Origin of the sequence: Nitrincola salilacus, from assembly GCF_046271865.1 — a bacterium.
Taxonomy (GTDB): domain Bacteria; phylum Pseudomonadota; class Gammaproteobacteria; order Pseudomonadales; family Balneatricaceae; genus Nitrincola; species Nitrincola salilacus.
Genome location: NZ_CP176580.1, coordinates 1,244,429 through 1,260,006, shown reverse-complemented (window position 1 = coordinate 1,260,006; position 15,578 = coordinate 1,244,429). Strand labels below are relative to the sequence as shown.

At 53.7% G+C, this 15,578-nt stretch carries 13 protein-coding genes; 3 read left to right on the top strand and 10 right to left on the bottom strand.

Annotation, left to right across the window (positions count from 1 at the left end; all coding sequences use genetic code 11):
* Positions 1-54 precede the first annotated feature (54 nt).
* Positions 55-720, top strand: coding sequence for a response regulator (locus ACK3CJ_RS05880; protein ID WP_409526556.1), 666 nt, complete (start codon positions 55-57; stop codon positions 718-720).
* A gap of 51 nt (positions 721-771) precedes the next feature.
* Here the strand turns inward: ACK3CJ_RS05880 and ACK3CJ_RS05875 are convergent, their stop codons facing one another.
* The 10 genes from ACK3CJ_RS05875 to lpdA all read right to left on the bottom strand — a co-directional run bounded on the left by ACK3CJ_RS05875 (position 772) and on the right by lpdA (position 12,737).
* A complete protein-coding gene (locus ACK3CJ_RS05875) occupies positions 772-2,124 on the bottom strand; it encodes an ATP-binding response regulator (RefSeq protein WP_409525504.1) in 1,353 nt (450 codons plus the stop codon).
* A complete protein-coding gene (ercA, locus tag ACK3CJ_RS05870; RefSeq protein WP_409525502.1) occupies positions 2,108-3,259 on the bottom strand; it encodes an alcohol dehydrogenase-like regulatory protein ErcA in 1,152 nt (383 codons plus the stop codon). The genes ACK3CJ_RS05875 and ercA overlap by 17 nt, the downstream gene beginning before the upstream one ends.
* Positions 3,260-3,342: 83 nt before the next feature.
* The gene (locus ACK3CJ_RS05865; protein WP_409525501.1) at positions 3,343-5,427 is read right to left on the bottom strand and encodes an alpha/beta hydrolase family protein; all 2,085 of its coding nucleotides are present in this window, start codon (positions 5,425-5,427) and stop codon (positions 3,343-3,345) included.
* Between the two features lie 7 nt (positions 5,428-5,434).
* Complete coding sequence (pqqE, locus tag ACK3CJ_RS05860) at positions 5,435-6,568, bottom strand: pyrroloquinoline quinone biosynthesis protein PqqE (protein ID WP_409525500.1); 1,134 nt, start codon at positions 6,566-6,568, stop codon at positions 5,435-5,437.
* A complete protein-coding gene (gene pqqD / locus ACK3CJ_RS05855; protein ID WP_409525499.1) occupies positions 6,561-6,860 on the bottom strand; it encodes a pyrroloquinoline quinone biosynthesis peptide chaperone PqqD in 300 nt (99 codons plus the stop codon). Before pqqD ends, pqqE begins: the two co-directional genes overlap by 8 nt.
* A complete protein-coding gene (gene pqqC / locus ACK3CJ_RS05850) occupies positions 6,857-7,618 on the bottom strand; it encodes a pyrroloquinoline-quinone synthase PqqC (RefSeq protein WP_409525498.1) in 762 nt (253 codons plus the stop codon). Before pqqC ends, pqqD begins: the two co-directional genes overlap by 4 nt.
* A 12-nt stretch (positions 7,619-7,630) precedes the next feature.
* A complete protein-coding gene (gene pqqB / locus ACK3CJ_RS05845; RefSeq protein ID WP_409525497.1) occupies positions 7,631-8,551 on the bottom strand; it encodes a pyrroloquinoline quinone biosynthesis protein PqqB in 921 nt (306 codons plus the stop codon).
* A gap of 71 nt (positions 8,552-8,622) precedes the next feature.
* Positions 8,623-8,694 (bottom strand): pyrroloquinoline quinone precursor peptide PqqA, encoded by a 72-nt coding sequence (gene pqqA, locus ACK3CJ_RS05840; protein WP_409526555.1) that lies wholly within the window; start codon positions 8,692-8,694, stop codon positions 8,623-8,625.
* A 140-nt stretch (positions 8,695-8,834) separates the two neighbouring features.
* The gene (locus ACK3CJ_RS05835; RefSeq protein WP_409525496.1) at positions 8,835-11,123 is read right to left on the bottom strand and encodes a putative bifunctional diguanylate cyclase/phosphodiesterase; all 2,289 of its coding nucleotides are present in this window, start codon (positions 11,121-11,123) and stop codon (positions 8,835-8,837) included.
* A 159-nt stretch (positions 11,124-11,282) separates the two neighbouring features.
* Entirely contained in the window at positions 11,283-12,737 is a 1,455-nt protein-coding gene (gene lpdA, locus ACK3CJ_RS05830; protein WP_409525495.1) for a dihydrolipoyl dehydrogenase, read from the bottom strand.
* 164 nt (positions 12,738-12,901) lie between these two features.
* Here lpdA and ACK3CJ_RS05825 point away from each other — a divergent pair, with 164 nt between their 5' ends.
* Positions 12,902-13,456 (top strand): TetR/AcrR family transcriptional regulator, encoded by a 555-nt coding sequence (locus ACK3CJ_RS05825; RefSeq protein WP_409525494.1) that lies wholly within the window; start codon positions 12,902-12,904, stop codon positions 13,454-13,456.
* A 143-nt stretch (positions 13,457-13,599) separates the two neighbouring features.
* The gene (locus tag ACK3CJ_RS05820) at positions 13,600-15,537 is read left to right on the top strand and encodes a trypsin-like serine peptidase (protein ID WP_409525493.1); all 1,938 of its coding nucleotides are present in this window, start codon (positions 13,600-13,602) and stop codon (positions 15,535-15,537) included.
* Positions 15,538-15,578: the final 41 nt, after the last annotated feature.

Below are 15,578 nucleotides of genomic sequence, written 5' to 3'. Positions count from 1 at the left end.
CCGTCCGTCGTGGTGATCTTGATTCCCTGATAATAATGATAAGAGGGATAAATGATGTACAAAATACTGATAGCCGATGATCATCCTCTGTTTCGTGATGCCATCACCCATGTGATCCGCAGCCATTTTGTTGGCTCCGATATCATCGAAACGGAGAATCTTGAATCCACCCTCGAACTGGCCCGTTCGGATGAAGAGCTGGATCTGATCCTGCTGGATCTGAACATGCCCGGTATGCAGGGATTGAATGGCCTGATCTCATTACGCAATGAAGCGCCCACCACGCCGGTTGTCATCGTATCTGCGGAAGATGAGAAGCAGGTGGTGCTTCAGGCGATCACCTGTGGTGCGATCGGATTTATTTCCAAATCCTCTCCCCGTGCTCAGATGACCGAAGCACTGCAGCAGATACTCAACGGGAATATCTATCTGCCACCCGATATTATCCGCCAGCCGGACAGCGAGCCAGGACGACGTCGGCGTAACATGCATGAGATGCCCGCTGAGCAGTTGTTATCTCTGACCCGTCGCCAGTTACTGGTGCTGGAAAGAATGGTGAAGGGTGATTCCAACAAACTGATCGCCTACAACCTGAACATTGCTGAGACCACGGTCAAGGCTCATGTTTCTGCCATTCTATCGAAGCTGGGGGTACACAACCGGGTGCAGGCCATACTCACGGCCAGCGATATTGATTTCACGCACTATCTTCGTCGTTAAGGTGCATCGTTGAGCTGTGTCGTTGAGTTATGTCGCTAAAGTGCGCAATGGTCAGGCAGCGGCGCTGTTCAGCAGATGACTGATCAGCGCCCGCAGCTTGCCCGGTTTGACCGGTTTGTTCAGCGCGGGAATATCAGCATCGCGAAAGGCCTGACGGGTATCCAGTGTTCTGTCAGCCGTGATGATCAATGCCTGCCCCTGCCACCCTTCGTGTCGCAGGGTTTGTAACACCTCCAATCCATTCCAACCCTCATCCAGATGGTAATCGATCAGGATCAGCTCAGGTTCTGTCTGCTCAATACAGTCGCGCGCCGTGGCCAGGTCAGACGCGATATCCACCTCGCACCCCCAGCCATTGAGCAGGGAACGCATACTGGTCTGGATACTGGGTTCATTATCGATCACCAGTAATCTCACCCCTTGCAGGCTATCGGTCTGCTGCGGATAGACTATTCTGTCCACGGCATAGGTGACTCGCTCATCCGGATGCGCCAGCGGCACCCGAATGCTGAAGCAGGAACCTCGACCGGGACGGGAATTCAGGCGCAAGGGATGATCGAGCATTTTCGCCATCCGCTCCACAATCGCCAGCCCCAGTCCGACGCCACCACGATTACGGCTGCGCGACTGCAACTGGTGAAACTCCCGAAACACCTCCTGCTGTTGATCTTCAGGGATGCCGCAGCCGGTATCGTACACCTGTATATCGAGTGACTGGCCGCGCCGACGAAAGCCCAGCAACACCCCTCCCTCATCGGTATAGCGCAGCGCATTGCTGAGCAGATTGCGCAGAATGCGACTGAGCAGGCGCAGATCACTGCGAATGACATGACGGCCAACGTTACCCGCAATCCGAAAACTCAGCCCTCGCTCGTTCGCAACAGAGCTGAATTCCGCCTGCATACTGGTGATCAGTCGAGACAAGGGAAACACCTGAATATCGGCTTTGACCGCCTGCTGATCCAGCTTGGATATATCCAGTAGATCCGCAAGCAGTTGCTCGGCGCCATCCAGCGACAGATGCAGCCCCTCTACCAAATGCCGTTCAAGATCCGGTAAGGGCCGCTCACGCAGAGCCGACACCAGCAAACGTGCAGCATTGAGTGGCTGCAGCAGATCATGGCTGGCAGCCGCCAGATAACGATCCTTGCTGCGATTAGCCTCCTCAGCCTGCTCCTTTGCTTCGCTCATCGCGATTTCGGCAGCGGTGCGCGTGGCCACCTCCTGTGACAGCAGCGCATTCAGCTCCGTCAGTTCACGGGTACGCTCCATCACTCGCTGCTCCAGTTGTTCGTTCAACTCCAGCAATTCGCGATAGTAACTTTTGCGAGCCGATTGATCACCCAGACCAATCAGCTCCTCAAAACGTGAGCCCGAATCGGGCAGATCAAAGTGCTTCTTCATAGAGACTGGCCAGATCACGGTGATTGGATTTACGAGGGTTAGTCAGGATACAGGGATCCTTGATAGCATTATCGGTCAGATACGGAATATCGGTCATGTGCACCCCCTGAGTGCCAAGTGTCTGCTGCAGGCCTACCTGACGTTTAAGACAACACACATGACTCAGCAAGCGCTTTTTGATCTGCACCCGGCTCAGCCCGCGTGTATCAATACCCAGTGTCTGGGCCACAACACCAAAGCGATCCTCCGCACTGGTGTAGTTGTAGTCGATCACATGCTCCAGCAACATCGCGTTGCACAGGCCGTGCGGCAGGTCCAGATATCCGCCCAGGCTGTGTGACATCGCATGCACCGCACCCAGAATCGCATTTGAGAACGCCAGTCCTGCCTTCATCGACCCCAGCATCACCTGCTCTCTCAGATAATCATCATCCGGCTGCTCAACCAGCAGAACCAGATGGTTATTGATCAGGCGGATCGCATCCAGCGCGTGCATATCCGTCATCGGCCCACTGCCGGTCGATACAAAGGCTTCAATCGCGTGTACCAACGCATCAACACCGGTACAGGCGGTCAGAAATGAGCCCATAGTACGCGTCGTATCGGGATCAATCAGAGCGACATCCGGTACCACCGACTTACTCACAATCGAGAACTTGACCCGTTTTTCCTGATCGGAAATGATCGCAAACTGCGACACATCTGCCGAGGTACCTGCCGTCGTGGGGATAAATATCAGAGGGGGAATCGCCACCTGAATCTTATCTATCCCTTCAAATTCCAGAATGCTGCGCCCATGCGCAACAACAATACCGATCCCCTTGGCACAATCCATCGGGCTGCCGCCGCCAATGGCGATAATCACATTACAGTTCTGCTCGCGATAAAGCTCGGCACCGGCCATCACCTCTTCAACGCGAGGGTTGGAAGACACGGCGGTATAGCTGACAAAGTCCAGATCCGCCTCATGCAACAGTGCCTGTACTTCGTCCAGCCAGCCTGCCGCCACCACGCCGGGATCAGACACCAGCAAAACCCGCCGGGCACCGAAAGTGATCGCATAGTTGGCAACCATCTTGCGCGCACCACTGCCGAAAATAATCTCCGGAGCAACAAACTTGCGTAGACGAGACACGTCATGACTCATATGGGGGCTCGCTATTTTTTCTTATTAGAATCCCGATTATCAGCTGTGTCTGACATAGCCGCCAGTCAACTTCAGTCGACTGCAGCCTGTACTTTGGTATCGTTTTTATCTGACGACTGACCTTCTGATCTGCCCTTGGCAACCTCCAGACTACCCAGGTAGAACGCCATCTCCTGCTCCAGCACCTGCTGCTGATTACGCGCCAGTCTGAAGCCATGCCCCTCGTCATCAAACAGACAGGCTTCGACTCTCACACCTGCCTGCTGCAACCGTTCCTGCAAGCGCAGCGTCTGCTCAGGGGGCACGACACGGTCTTTCCCGCCCTGAAAGAAGATCACGGGAGTTTTCCAACCATCGGCCAGATAATAGGGTGAGCGTTGCCGAAACAGTTCCTGATTATCAAGCCCCTGATTATCAGGGTCGCCGATCAGCCAATTGAGATAGCGGGACTCGAACTTATGCGTCGTCTGCGCCAGGCGCTGCAGATCACTGATGCCATAGAGGCTCGCTCCGGCACACCAGCGCTGGCTGCTCAACAACGCCATCAGTACCGTATAGCCACCGGCACTCTGCCCACGGATAAACAGCGCCTTGGCATCCGCCAATCCCTGACTCACCAGCCAGTCGGCCACACGCTCGGCATCCTCAACATCCGCAATTCCCCAGTTGCTCTCCAGCATCATCCGGTAGCGCCGACCATAACCGCAACTGCCACGATAGTTCAGATCAGCCACGGCAAACCCACGCTGAGTCCAGTACTGGATACGCGGATTGAGCACCGGCACCGTGGATGAGGTGGGACCGCCGTGAATTAACATGATCAAGGGAGGAGCATTATCTGAGGTCAATCGGCTAGTTTGTGGTGGATAGTAGAAGAACGGCAACTCATCACCATTATCCAGCGGACAGCTGCGCGCCTGCGGCAGAGATAGATAACAGTTTGGCTCAGCCCCACCACACAGGTAGCGCCACTGGTTATTGCTCAGATCCAGCATGATGATGCCTGATGAACGTTCAGGGCACTCCGCCACCATATAAGCATGATCGCCTGCCAACGCCAGACTGTGCAAACGAGTGAAGGGCAAGGGCACTGTTAGCCAGCGCTTGTGATCTGCCTGATAACGCCGCAGCGTCGAGTAACCCTCGGCCTGAGCAATCGCCAGCAGCTCTCCCTGATGGCTCCAGCCATAGCTGCACAGTCCAAGCTGCCACGGCGCCTGGGTAAACTCAGCCTGTACCGTATCTGCCAGGGGCTCTGGCGCTGAGTCCCTGGAGAGCTTGAACAGATTCCACCAGTTATCAACATCCCCGACGGCGAGCAGCTCAGCATCGGGAGAGAAGCGTGGTTGCAGCCAGGCCACCTGATCATCGGTCGGACTCCTTCCTGTCGATCTCCCTTCTATTGATGAGCTTTCTGTCGATGCCCTTCCCATCGACCCCATCACGGCCGCCTCAAGCTCAGGATGATCAAGATCACACAGCCGTATACGGGTATTCAGCCAGGGCTGTGCCGGATGATGCCACTCCACCCATGCCAACCAGCGTCCGTCGGGACTCAGGGCAGGTGCTGCATAGAAATCTGCGCCCCTTGCCACAGCAGACACCTTGCCGCTTTCAAGGCAGATGGCAACCAGAAGATTGCATACCTCCTCGCCCTGTGCAGATTCACCTTCTTGATGAATCTCTGCCACTGCCAGCAACCGGTGGCGGATAGGGTCATAGGTCAGATCGGCAAAGCGCATGTTTGCTTGTGAGGTCAGTCGATAACTGCTTGGCGCAGCCAGCGGCTGAATCCGGTTATCTGATGAAGAGCTCAATCTGGTCAGCCAGATCTGCTGATCCCGATCATTAACCCAGGCAACCCTTTCAACATTGGAAACCACGTCAGATCTGCTGCCTCCGTCCAGGAGAGAAGTCGTCATACCGGCGATCGACCAGGCGCCACCACCATACTCGTGGACTCTGCTGCGTACACTCATCCCTTCGGGGGTCAGGCATGTCATGGACTCACGTAGGACATCCAGACAATGGAGACGATTACAGCCAGAGCCTGGGTCATAGGCTATCCAGAAAACGAGCCCCGCATGTGCCTGTACGGATCCATACTCGACTGTCGAGGCTACGGCTTCTGCGGCTGTCAGGGATGTTGTCTTCATACAACTCTCAACCCTTGCAAATCAGTCTGGAGTTGCGCTCATTACGGAATATCATCTCTGGCTGATTTATCACGGTTTCCGCATGGGCGCGTGCCTGGAGGATGACATCATGATGGGGCGACTTGCTGCAGACCGGATCGGCACCATGCATATCGCCCGTCAACAGATACGCCTGGCAGCGACAGCCGCCAAGATCATCCTCCTTCTCATCGCAACTGCGACAGGGCTCGCTCATCCAGTCGTTACCACGGAAGTAGTTAAAGCCGGAGGAGTGGTGCCAGATATCCCGAAGCGCATGCTCTTTGACATTAGGGAAAGTCAAAGGCAGCATGCGTGCACTGTGACAGGGTAAGGCGGTGCCGTCGGGAGTCACTGTCAGAAACAGTTCACCCCAGCCATTCATGCACTTCTTCGGTCGCTCTTCATAGTAATCGGGCGTTACAAAAATCAGCTTGATCCGCTTACCTTCGGCCTCCAGGCGCTGACGATACTCATTGGTGATCCTTTCCGCCCTGATCAGTTGCTCACGACTTGGCAAGAGTGCCGCCCGGTTTTCCAATGCCCAGCCATAATACTGACAGGTTGCCAGTTCAACATAGTCGGCCTCCAACTCGACACACAGCTCGATAATGCGGTCTATGTTATCGATATTATGACGATGCGTAACAAAATTGAGCACCATCGGATATCCCTGAGCCTTGACCTCACGCGCCATCTTCAGCTTCTGCTGAAACGCTTTGGCCGAACCGGCCAGCATATTATTCACCTGCTCGTCCGACGCCTGAAAACTGACCTGAATATGGTCCAGCCCAGCGCGACGAAAGCCTGCAATTCTGTCAGCAGTCAGTCCAATGCCAGAGGTAATCAGATTGGTATAAAAGCCCAGGTCACGCGCACCCTTGATCAACACCTCCAGATCCTGGCGTACCAGCGGCTCGCCACCGGAAAATCCCAGCTGTGCCGCCCCTAACTCACGCGCCTGAGCAAACAGATCCAGCCACTGCTCGGTACTCAACTCCTCGCCGGCAGCCGAGAAATCCAGCGGATTGCTGCAATAGGGGCACTGCAACGGACATTTATAGGTCAGTTCGGCCAGTAGCCACAGTGGTTGTCGCTGACGCAGGGAGGCTGATTCAGTCATAGATCACCCAATTATTTGCATGAGCCTCTTGCATAAAGGCGGCGACATCATCGATCAGCCCTTCTGCCTGAGGGTAGTCATTCTGCAGCGCCTGTACGATACCGGCCAGGGAGCGCTTGCCATCAACATGATTGAGTATTGCCGCGGCAGTGGCGTTCAGCTTGACCATCCCTTCCGGGTAGAGCAGTACCCAGGCATCCTGCGCAGCCTCCCACTGAAGACGAAACATGGGGTTCAATCTGATGGCTCTTGCATCAATTGCTCTGGCATCTACTGTTTGTGAGGCGCTCACCGGAACAATCCTCTGTGATACACCGCTTCCTGTGTCACGGTGTGGTATGGCGGGCGCTGCAGCTCATAGGCCAGACTCATCGCATCCAGCATGGTCCAGAGAACATCCAGCTTGAACTGCAGTATATCCAGCATACGCTGTTGTTCTGCCAGTGTCCGGTAATGATCCAGCGTGATTTGCAAACCATGCACCACATCCCGACGTGCTTCGCTCAATCGATTACGGAAGTAGAGATACCCCTTCGGATCAATCCAGGGATAATGTTCCGGCCAGCGATCCAACCTGGACTGATGGATCTCGGGTGCAAACAGCTCCGTCAAAGATGAGCTGGCCGCCTCCTCCCAGGTGGCACGGCGGGCGAAGTTGACATAGGCATCCACCGCAAAGCGCACACCCGGAAGGACATGCTCCTGCGAAATGATCTCTTCACGCGTCAAACCGACCGCCTCACCCAACTGTAGCCAGGCTTCAATACCGCCCTCTGAATCTTCAAAGCCATCATGATCCAGAATGCGCTGTACCCAGTGCCGACGGACTTCACGATCAGGACAGTTCGCCATAATGGCAGCATCCTTCAGCGGAATATTGATCTGGTAGTAATACCGATTGGCCACCCAACCACGTACCTGCTCGGGCGTCGCACGCCCTTCATACATCGCTTTATGGTACGGATGGTGGATATGGTAAAGCGCCCCTTTGGCACGCAACGCCTGCTCGAAGTCTTCCGGGGTCATCGGGGTACCGGGTTGTGTGTTCATGCTGAATACTCCTCAGAGAACCAGGCTCATGCCGTCATGCGACACCTCAATACCGTGGCGGGTCAGTTCAGCGCGCTCGGCAGAGTCCTCACGTAATATCGGGTTGGTGTTATTGATGTGAATCAGAATCTTGCGCGCTTTCGGGAAACCATCCAGCAGTGCCATCATGCCGTTCGGGCCTGACTGCGGCAGATGCCCCATATGCACACCCAGCTTATCGCCCACGCCACTGATGAGTAACTCGTCCTCACGCCACAGGGTGCCATCCACCAGCAGACAGTCTGCGCTGGACATCACTTCAACCAAGGCCTTGTCCTGCTGCCCCAGACCCGGCGCATAAAACAGCGAACGCCCGCTCGGAGTATCCCGTATCAGGATGCCAATGTTATCTCCGGCATGTGGGTCATGACGATGAGGTGAATAAGGTGGAGCACTTGACTGCAACGCGACAGCAAAAAACTCCAGAGTCGGCGCGGCCGGAATAGTGAAACGGTTGACCGGAGCGTCAGTCGGAATCGCGTGATGCTCCAACCCACCATTCCAGTGACTGAGCATGTTGAAAACCGGAAAACCACTCGTAAGATCGTCATGCACCTGTGTCGTACACCAGACCTGATGCGGGCAACCTTCACGCAGCATCAGCAACCCGGTGGTATGATCTATCTGGCTGTCCATCAACACGATCGCCGCGATGCCGGTATCGCGCTTGCCACGCGAGGGCTGCAAAGGGGGGAAGCTTTCAAGTTGTGCCCGGATATCCGGCGAGGCATTAAACAGTATCCACTGTTTACCATCACCACTGACAGCAATCGAGGATTGTGTTCGAGGGTGGGCATTAATCAGCCCTTTACGTACACCGGAGCAGTTGTCACAGTTACAATTCCATTGCGGAAAACCACCACCGGCAGCTGAGCCCAGTATCTGTATCTGCATTGTTTATTCTTCTCGTCAGCAGTCATCGGGATGCCAGAGGATGCCGACTGACAGCCGGCATCCGTCAGCGCTTAGCGGTTTGCGAAGTACATGGTGACTTCAAAACCGATACGCAGGTCCGTATAGGAAGGTTTTATCCACATGGGAGACTCCTTTTTTGTTGGCGATGCCAAGATTAGCACCCCTTTGATAGTAGGAGTCGGTTGCACTCAGCGACATGGTACTTTGGAAGTAAATCCGTGGGTATTTTGTGGTGATAAGATAAGAGTACCTCGAAAAACCGTCAGGAAGCGCTAAAACTCTCCACCGCCGCAGCCAGCTCTTCTTCAACCCAGACTGGAAGACGATCAGCAGGCATAGGACGGGCAATACCATAACCCTGAGCCAACTCACAGCCTAGCGTGAGCAGTTGCTGACCATGTGCAGGCGTCTCCACTCCTTCAGCAATAGCTTTCAATCCAAAGGCCCAGGCCAGCCCCATCACACCCTGAATAATAGACAGATCATCCTGATCTTCCAGCATACCACGCACAAAGCTCTGATCGATCTTCAGGCAATCGATCGGCAGGCGCTTGAGGTAGGAGAGCGATGAGTACCCTGTACCGAAATCGTCCAGAGAGAAGGTCACACCAAGGGCATGACACTCTTCCATCACTTGGGTCACCAACTGAATATCCTCCAGTGCACTGGTTTCCAGTATTTCCAGATCCAGATCGGACGCGCTCAGCTCAGGATAGCGTTGCAAAGCGCTGGCCAGTTGGCTGGTAAAATCACGCTGTTGTATATGCCGCGCACTGATATTGATACTGACCGGGCAGTTGAAGCCCTGGCTGCGCCAGGTATGCATCTGAGACAGCGCCTGATTCAATACCCATTTACCCAGATCGATACCGATCTGCTGATCTTCTGTCACCGGCATGAAAGCAGCTGGCGACAGCAAGCCCTTCTCTGGATGTTGCCAACGGATCAGCGCTTCGGCACCGATAAACTCACCACTGCGCATGTTGATCTTAGGCTGGTAGTAAAGCACGAACTCACCTCGGCTCAGCGCTCTGTTGATCTCCCATATCAGAGACTGTTTCTCTCGTATCTCCTCTTCAAGCCGGACATCAAACAACTGATAGCGGTTCTTGCCCGCCTGCTTGGCCTGATACATCGCCTGATCGGCATGACGAACCAGTTGATCAGCCTCGACCGGATCCAATGGGTAAAAGGTGACTCCTATACTCGCCGACACATTGAGGTATTGACCATTGATCACATAGGTATCCGCAGCGGTTGCCAACAAGCGTTGTAAAATGGGCTCACACTCCTGAATCTGTGATAACCCACCAATAACAGCGACAAACTCGTCACCACCGATACGGGCCAGCGTGTCCTGCTCACGCAGCGCACCCTCCATCTGTACCGACACCTGCCGCAGCAGCTCGTCTCCCAACTCATGCCCGAAACTGTCGTTGACCTGCTTGAATCCATCCAGATCCAGGTATGCCACTGCCACGAGCTCCTCACTACGTTTTGAATGGCTCATCATCTGCCTGAGGCGATCAGACAGAAGTATACGGTTGGGCAGACCAGTCAAGGGATCGAAGTGGGCCAGCTTCTCGAGCTGTTTCTCGCGCTCTGCAACGATCGACATAGCCTGTTTAAGCTCGGTCAGATCAACATCGACACAGTACATCTCATGATCACCTGCCAGAGTACGGTTCATGACATGGCTGGAAAACACATTAACCCTCGATCCATCCTTGCGCAGCAGGTGCTCTTCTCCCGCCGGGATAGGCTGTCCGTCCTGCACCCACTTCCGATGCGCGTCAACAACCAGCTCACGCGCCTCATGTGGAATGATCAGTTCCTCAAGGCAACGCCCTTGTGCTTCTTCTGCACTATATCCATACAGGAGCTCGCTGGCCTTGTTCCACATGAACACACGTCGCTGGCTGTCATAGCCCTGCACTGCAACCGAAGGGATCTGCTCAAACAGGTATCGAAAGCGCGACTCACGCTCCTGCAGCATCTCCTGAGCACGCTTTCTTTCAAGCGTGTGGGTAATGATTTCACCCGTAATTCTAAGCAGAGAGATATCATCTCCGCTCCAATTGCGCTTTTCCCAGACAGAATCGATACCGATAAATCCGACCAGACGCGCATCCGAGAGCATCGGCACCGCCAGCATGGATTGAATGCTCTGGGAACTGAGCAGTTCTTTATCTGCCGCCCACTCGGCCGGCAACTGATCTACGTCTTCTATAAACACGGTCTTATGCTGACGGATCAGCCCGGCAATCCTGAAGTCATCCGTAAAGGGGATATTCTGCAGATTCGCTTTCTGGGACGCGATTCGATCAGCACACCACTCATGTGTATTATCGGCAAATGGAGGGACATCGCGGATCTGGAACAGATAAGTGCGATCGGTATGAGTAAATTCTGCGATCTGGGCAAGTACGTGCGTAATCCCATCATCCAGATCATGAGGCGAACAAAGTACCAGCGAGGAGGAGATGCGACTGATCAGCTTCTCCATTGCGATGCGCTGATTCAGGAGTTTTATGGCTGTGTTTTGATCCATAAACCAGATAGCCAGCTACTGAATTGATCGTCATGACAGCGTTATTCGCGTCGGCTTCCTTTCCACCATGCAGGGCGAAAGTGTCAGTTCAGTATAGACTAATACGCCAGCATAATGTCGAGATGCCTTTCTATTCACAACTCAGCATTTATCTGCAAGTCAGACAGACGCCTGGCGCACTTTCAACCTGGCTGTGGGGTTGGGCAGATCCGTAATCGTTCCACTGGCAAGCTCTGCCGCCAGACCGACCGTTTCATGCAGCGTAGGGTGGGCATGAATTGTCATCGCCAGATCTTCAACACTAGCCTTGAACTCAATCGCAAGACTCAGCTCACCCAACAGTTCACCCGCATTAATCCCGACGATACCTGCTCCAAGCAAGGTACCTGTCTCGGCATGATAGATCAGTTTGGTTTTACCTTCGGTTCGTGCCTCACCGATTGCCCTGCCGCTGGCACTCCAGGGAAAGACCGAGGTTGCATAGGGGATATCCTGAGCTTTAGCCTGCTTTTCGGTCAACCCTGTCCAGGCAATTTCAGGATTGGTATAAGCGATCGAGGGTATCACCAATGGCTGGAATGACGCCTTATGCCCGGCAATCACCTCAGCCGCGACATGCCCTTCATGAGTGGCCTTATGAGCCAGCATCGGATCACCGTTAATATCACCGACTGCAAAAATATGCGGTACATTGGTACGCAACTGACGATCTACTGGAATGAATCCTCGTTCATCCACAACCACACCCGCTGCCACAGCTTCAATCTCGTGCCCTCTGGGAGTTCGGCCCACTGCGACTAAAATCGCATCAAAGGACTCAACACTCTCCTCTCCACTCTCCTCACCACTATTCGGACAAAGAGTAACCTGAAGATTATCCGACCCTGCCAGCACCTGGGTCACACGGGTTTCAAGTCGAATATCAAACAAGTGCTGATTGTGACGCTGGTACACCCTGACCAGATCCTTATCAGCCGCCGGAATCAACTGATCAGCAAACTCCACTACAGTAACCTGGCTGCCCAAGGCCTGATAGACGGTTGCCATCTCCATGCCGATGATGCCGCCACCGATTACCAGCAAACGCTCTGGAATCGATTTGAGCTCCAGTGCGGCGGTAGAGTCCCATATTCGTGGGTCATTCTGCGGAATAAACGGCAACTGCACAGGGCGCGAACCCGCTGCAATGATTGCATGACTGAACCGTACGTGGGTTTTTACCCCATCACGCGTCACTTCCAACTCATGATCGCTGGTAAAGCGCCCCACGCCCTGCATTGTGCGCACTGCACGCTGCCGCGCCATGCTGCCGACACCTTTGACCAGCTTTGATACCGCTGCATCCTTAAAAGCTCTGACAGCATCTATATCAACTTCCGGTTCACCAACGCTGATGCCGATGGCTGCTAACTCCCCAACTTCCGTAATCGACCGGGCAATATGCAACAAAGCTTTCGATGGGATACAACCGACATTCAGACAGACACCACCTAACGAGCCATACCGCTCGACCATCAAGACATCCAACCCCAGATCAGCGGCTCTGAACGCCGCAGAATAACCACCGGGACCCGATCCAAGAACCAGAACCTCTGTATCGACAATGGCTGACATAATTACTCCTGCAATGGCCGTTTAACTATCTACTGATAGGTAAGTATGCCATCAACACTTCCGTTACAACAAGACTCTTCCCTATAATCAAACTCTAAGTTCTCAAAACCCTCAAACCCTCAAACCCTCAAACCCTCAAACCTCCATAGACGAAATGCGCAACCATGACGAACACAGCAGACAAGATCCTGGACATTGCAGAAGCCCTGATCCGAAACCGTGGCTATCAAGGGTTTGCCTTTCGCGAGATCGCTGCAGAAATAGGCATCAAGAGTGCCAGTGTGCACTACCACTTCCCAACCAAGGTCGATCTGGTCACAGCAGTGATGTGCCGCTATTTCCAGCGTTTCAAAGCCGCACTCGATGCTATTGACGGGCAATGCAATACCTCTGATGCCCGCCTGAAAAGCTATATAGACATGTATCGTCGAGAGATGACTCAGCACAAAACCATTCCACTGTGCATGATGCTTGGCTCGGATCTACAGGTACTCCCCGAAGCCGTTATTAACTCATTAAGAGCCTTCTATGAACTGAATATCTCGTGGCTGAGTAAAATTGCGTTGTCGTCATCACCCAACCTGAGCCAAGAGGATGCCAAACGCAGAGCTTCGCTGCAGTTTTCAGCTCTCAATGGTGCTCTGATGGGAGCACGTGCACTGGATACATCGGTCTATTTTGAAGATGTCGTCAGCACCATGCTCCAGACGATAAAATAGAGGTAATGTCATTTATATCTGGAAAACTTCAGTCTATCCTTTATGATCAAGGTAATTGTTCGGCTTGTGATTCCAGATGATGGAAGGCAAGCTCAACCCGGTTTTCAGGACAGTTGTAAACTATTTGAAAGAAGGATGTACTGATGAGTCGTTTAAGCCTGCTTCTGCTGCCTGCGGTTTTCGCTTCGCTGATCCTTCCCGCTGTTGCTGACGAGGCAGAGATCTCGGCGCCTTTCATTCCACATAGCCATGTCCCTGATAGCCAAGCCACTGATAGCCAGATGCTGGATCAGCGTGTGACGAAAAGCCTCGCTTTCACACCACCCTCAGCACGCATCACGCTGGAACTGACTCCCTCACAACACACAGATGACATTGAGACAAACCGCACATTCAAAGCTGAAGAGATGTATGGTGAGTCCGATAGAGGCATGGCACTGAAAGTCGGTGATGGATTTGAGTTAGCACAACAACCCGACTACCTGCTTGGTGATCTGAACTGGCAAGCCGATGGTGATAGCTTCCGTGCAACCATGGATATCAGTCTTTCAGAACACTCCATGGCTTTTCGTCTGGGGTTTGATCCCTTGGGTATTCCAGACAATCTGACCTTCTATCTGCACAGTCCAAGCCACCCACAGTTTCACTATGGCCCTTTCACGGCAGACAGCGTGCAAGAGCAGATGGCACAGTTTGAAGAAGGTGCCGCCTTCTGGTCGCCGGTTATTGAGGGCGGCATTGCCCGAGTGGAGCTCTCTACCGACTCTCCACTATCTCTCACTTCAGCAGACCTTGGCATACGCAGTGTATCCGTCCTGCATGACTCGATTTTCTCCAAGGGTTTAAAGCGGCAGGAGGATGCTGGAAGCTCTGGCAGCTGTAACGTCAATATTGCTTGCGACTCAAGCAGCTTGCCGATTGCTGACACCACTGCCAAGTATCTGTTCACCACGACTCGTGGTGTCACCGGTTTGTGCACCGGTGCACTGCTCAACGACACACTGAACAGCCAGGAGCCTTGGTTCATCACCGCTGATCACTGTGTAAATAGCCACTACGAAATAGGCAACATGCAGCTCTACTGGTTTTTCCGCAGTAGAACCTGCGGCAGCTCCCTGCCCGGCACTGAAGTACAAACTACTATCGGTGGTGGTACTCGCCTGTATAACAGCTACCTGCAGGACACCACCCTGATGCGCCTGAACCAAATGCCACCGACCACGGCTCGTGCTGGGTGGAATACTGCTCCGGTAAGCACCGGCACACCGGTTCGGGGCATACATCACCCACTTGGCGACTATCAAAAAATCAGCAAGGGGCACGTTATCACGGCCTCGGACTGGCCTCTGGAATTCCGAAGTGATACTCACTGGCAGGTTCTGTGGAGTAGTGGAGCCGTTGAACCTGGTTCCAGTGGTTCCGGCCTGTTCAACAATAACAACGAACTGGTAGGTGTTTTGACCGGAGCCGTCCCCTACTGCGAAAACGTTGAATTTCCAGCTTTCTACGGCCGCTTCGACAAAATGTACCCGGAACTCAAACGCTGGCTGGACCCCTCACCGCTTCAGGCTGACGCAACGATCAGGGTCAGTGGCAAGGTCACCACTCAGCTGCTGGTCCCTACACCTGTCTGTGGCCTGATGCTGATCAACGGACAGCATATGTTCACCTGTAATGGTGCAGGCGAGTACGAACTGAATGTACCCACTGATCAGAATCAGGAGATCCATCTCCTGTTTTTTGCCGATGGATTTACCCCTGTCAGTAAAACCATCAAAGCAACGACCAATCTGATCAAGCAGAACTTTACGCTGGAGTCTGAATCGCGTCCAGCGCCTGTCGTTATAGTCGAGGATCTGACCCTGACTGATGACAATCGCGTGGTCCTTTCAGGTAGTCTCAGAGGGGCTGAAAATGCTCCGCTGTGTGGTCTGGTACTGGCCAATGGTGAACACAGTTTCACCTGCGATGGCCAAGGACGTTTTGAGCTGACAGCCCCTCTCGCATCAGATGGTACTGTCTCTCTATTCGGTTTTGTCGACGGGATGTCGCCCTTTCAGACAACACTGAATCCCCTTTGAACAACCAGATTGAGCAGCTACCTGTGGGATGGCTGCTCAAT

Bases quoted from the DNA above. Each gene is read 5' to 3' on its own strand.
- ACK3CJ_RS05880 (WP_409526556.1), top strand. From the start codon at position 55: ATGTACAAAATACTGATAGCCGATGATCATCCTCTGTTTCGTGATGCC.
- ACK3CJ_RS05875 (WP_409525504.1), bottom strand. From the start codon at position 2,124: ATGAAGAAGCACTTTGATCTGCCCGATTCGGGCTCACGTTTTGAGGAG.
- ACK3CJ_RS05865 (WP_409525501.1), bottom strand. From the start codon at position 5,427: ATGAAGACAACATCCCTGACAGCCGCAGAAGCCGTAGCCTCGACAGTC.
- pqqE (WP_409525500.1), bottom strand. From the start codon at position 6,568: ATGACTGAATCAGCCTCCCTGCGTCAGCGACAACCACTGTGGCTACTG.
- pqqC (WP_409525498.1), bottom strand. From the start codon at position 7,618: ATGAACACACAACCCGGTACCCCGATGACCCCGGAAGACTTCGAGCAG.
- pqqB (WP_409525497.1), bottom strand. From the start codon at position 8,551: ATGCAGATACAGATACTGGGCTCAGCTGCCGGTGGTGGTTTTCCGCAA.
- ACK3CJ_RS05835 (WP_409525496.1), bottom strand. From the start codon at position 11,123: ATGGATCAAAACACAGCCATAAAACTCCTGAATCAGCGCATCGCAATG.
- lpdA (WP_409525495.1), bottom strand. From the start codon at position 12,737: ATGTCAGCCATTGTCGATACAGAGGTTCTGGTTCTTGGATCGGGTCCC.
- ACK3CJ_RS05825 (WP_409525494.1), top strand. From the start codon at position 12,902: ATGACGAACACAGCAGACAAGATCCTGGACATTGCAGAAGCCCTGATC.
- ACK3CJ_RS05820 (WP_409525493.1), top strand. From the start codon at position 13,600: ATGAGTCGTTTAAGCCTGCTTCTGCTGCCTGCGGTTTTCGCTTCGCTG.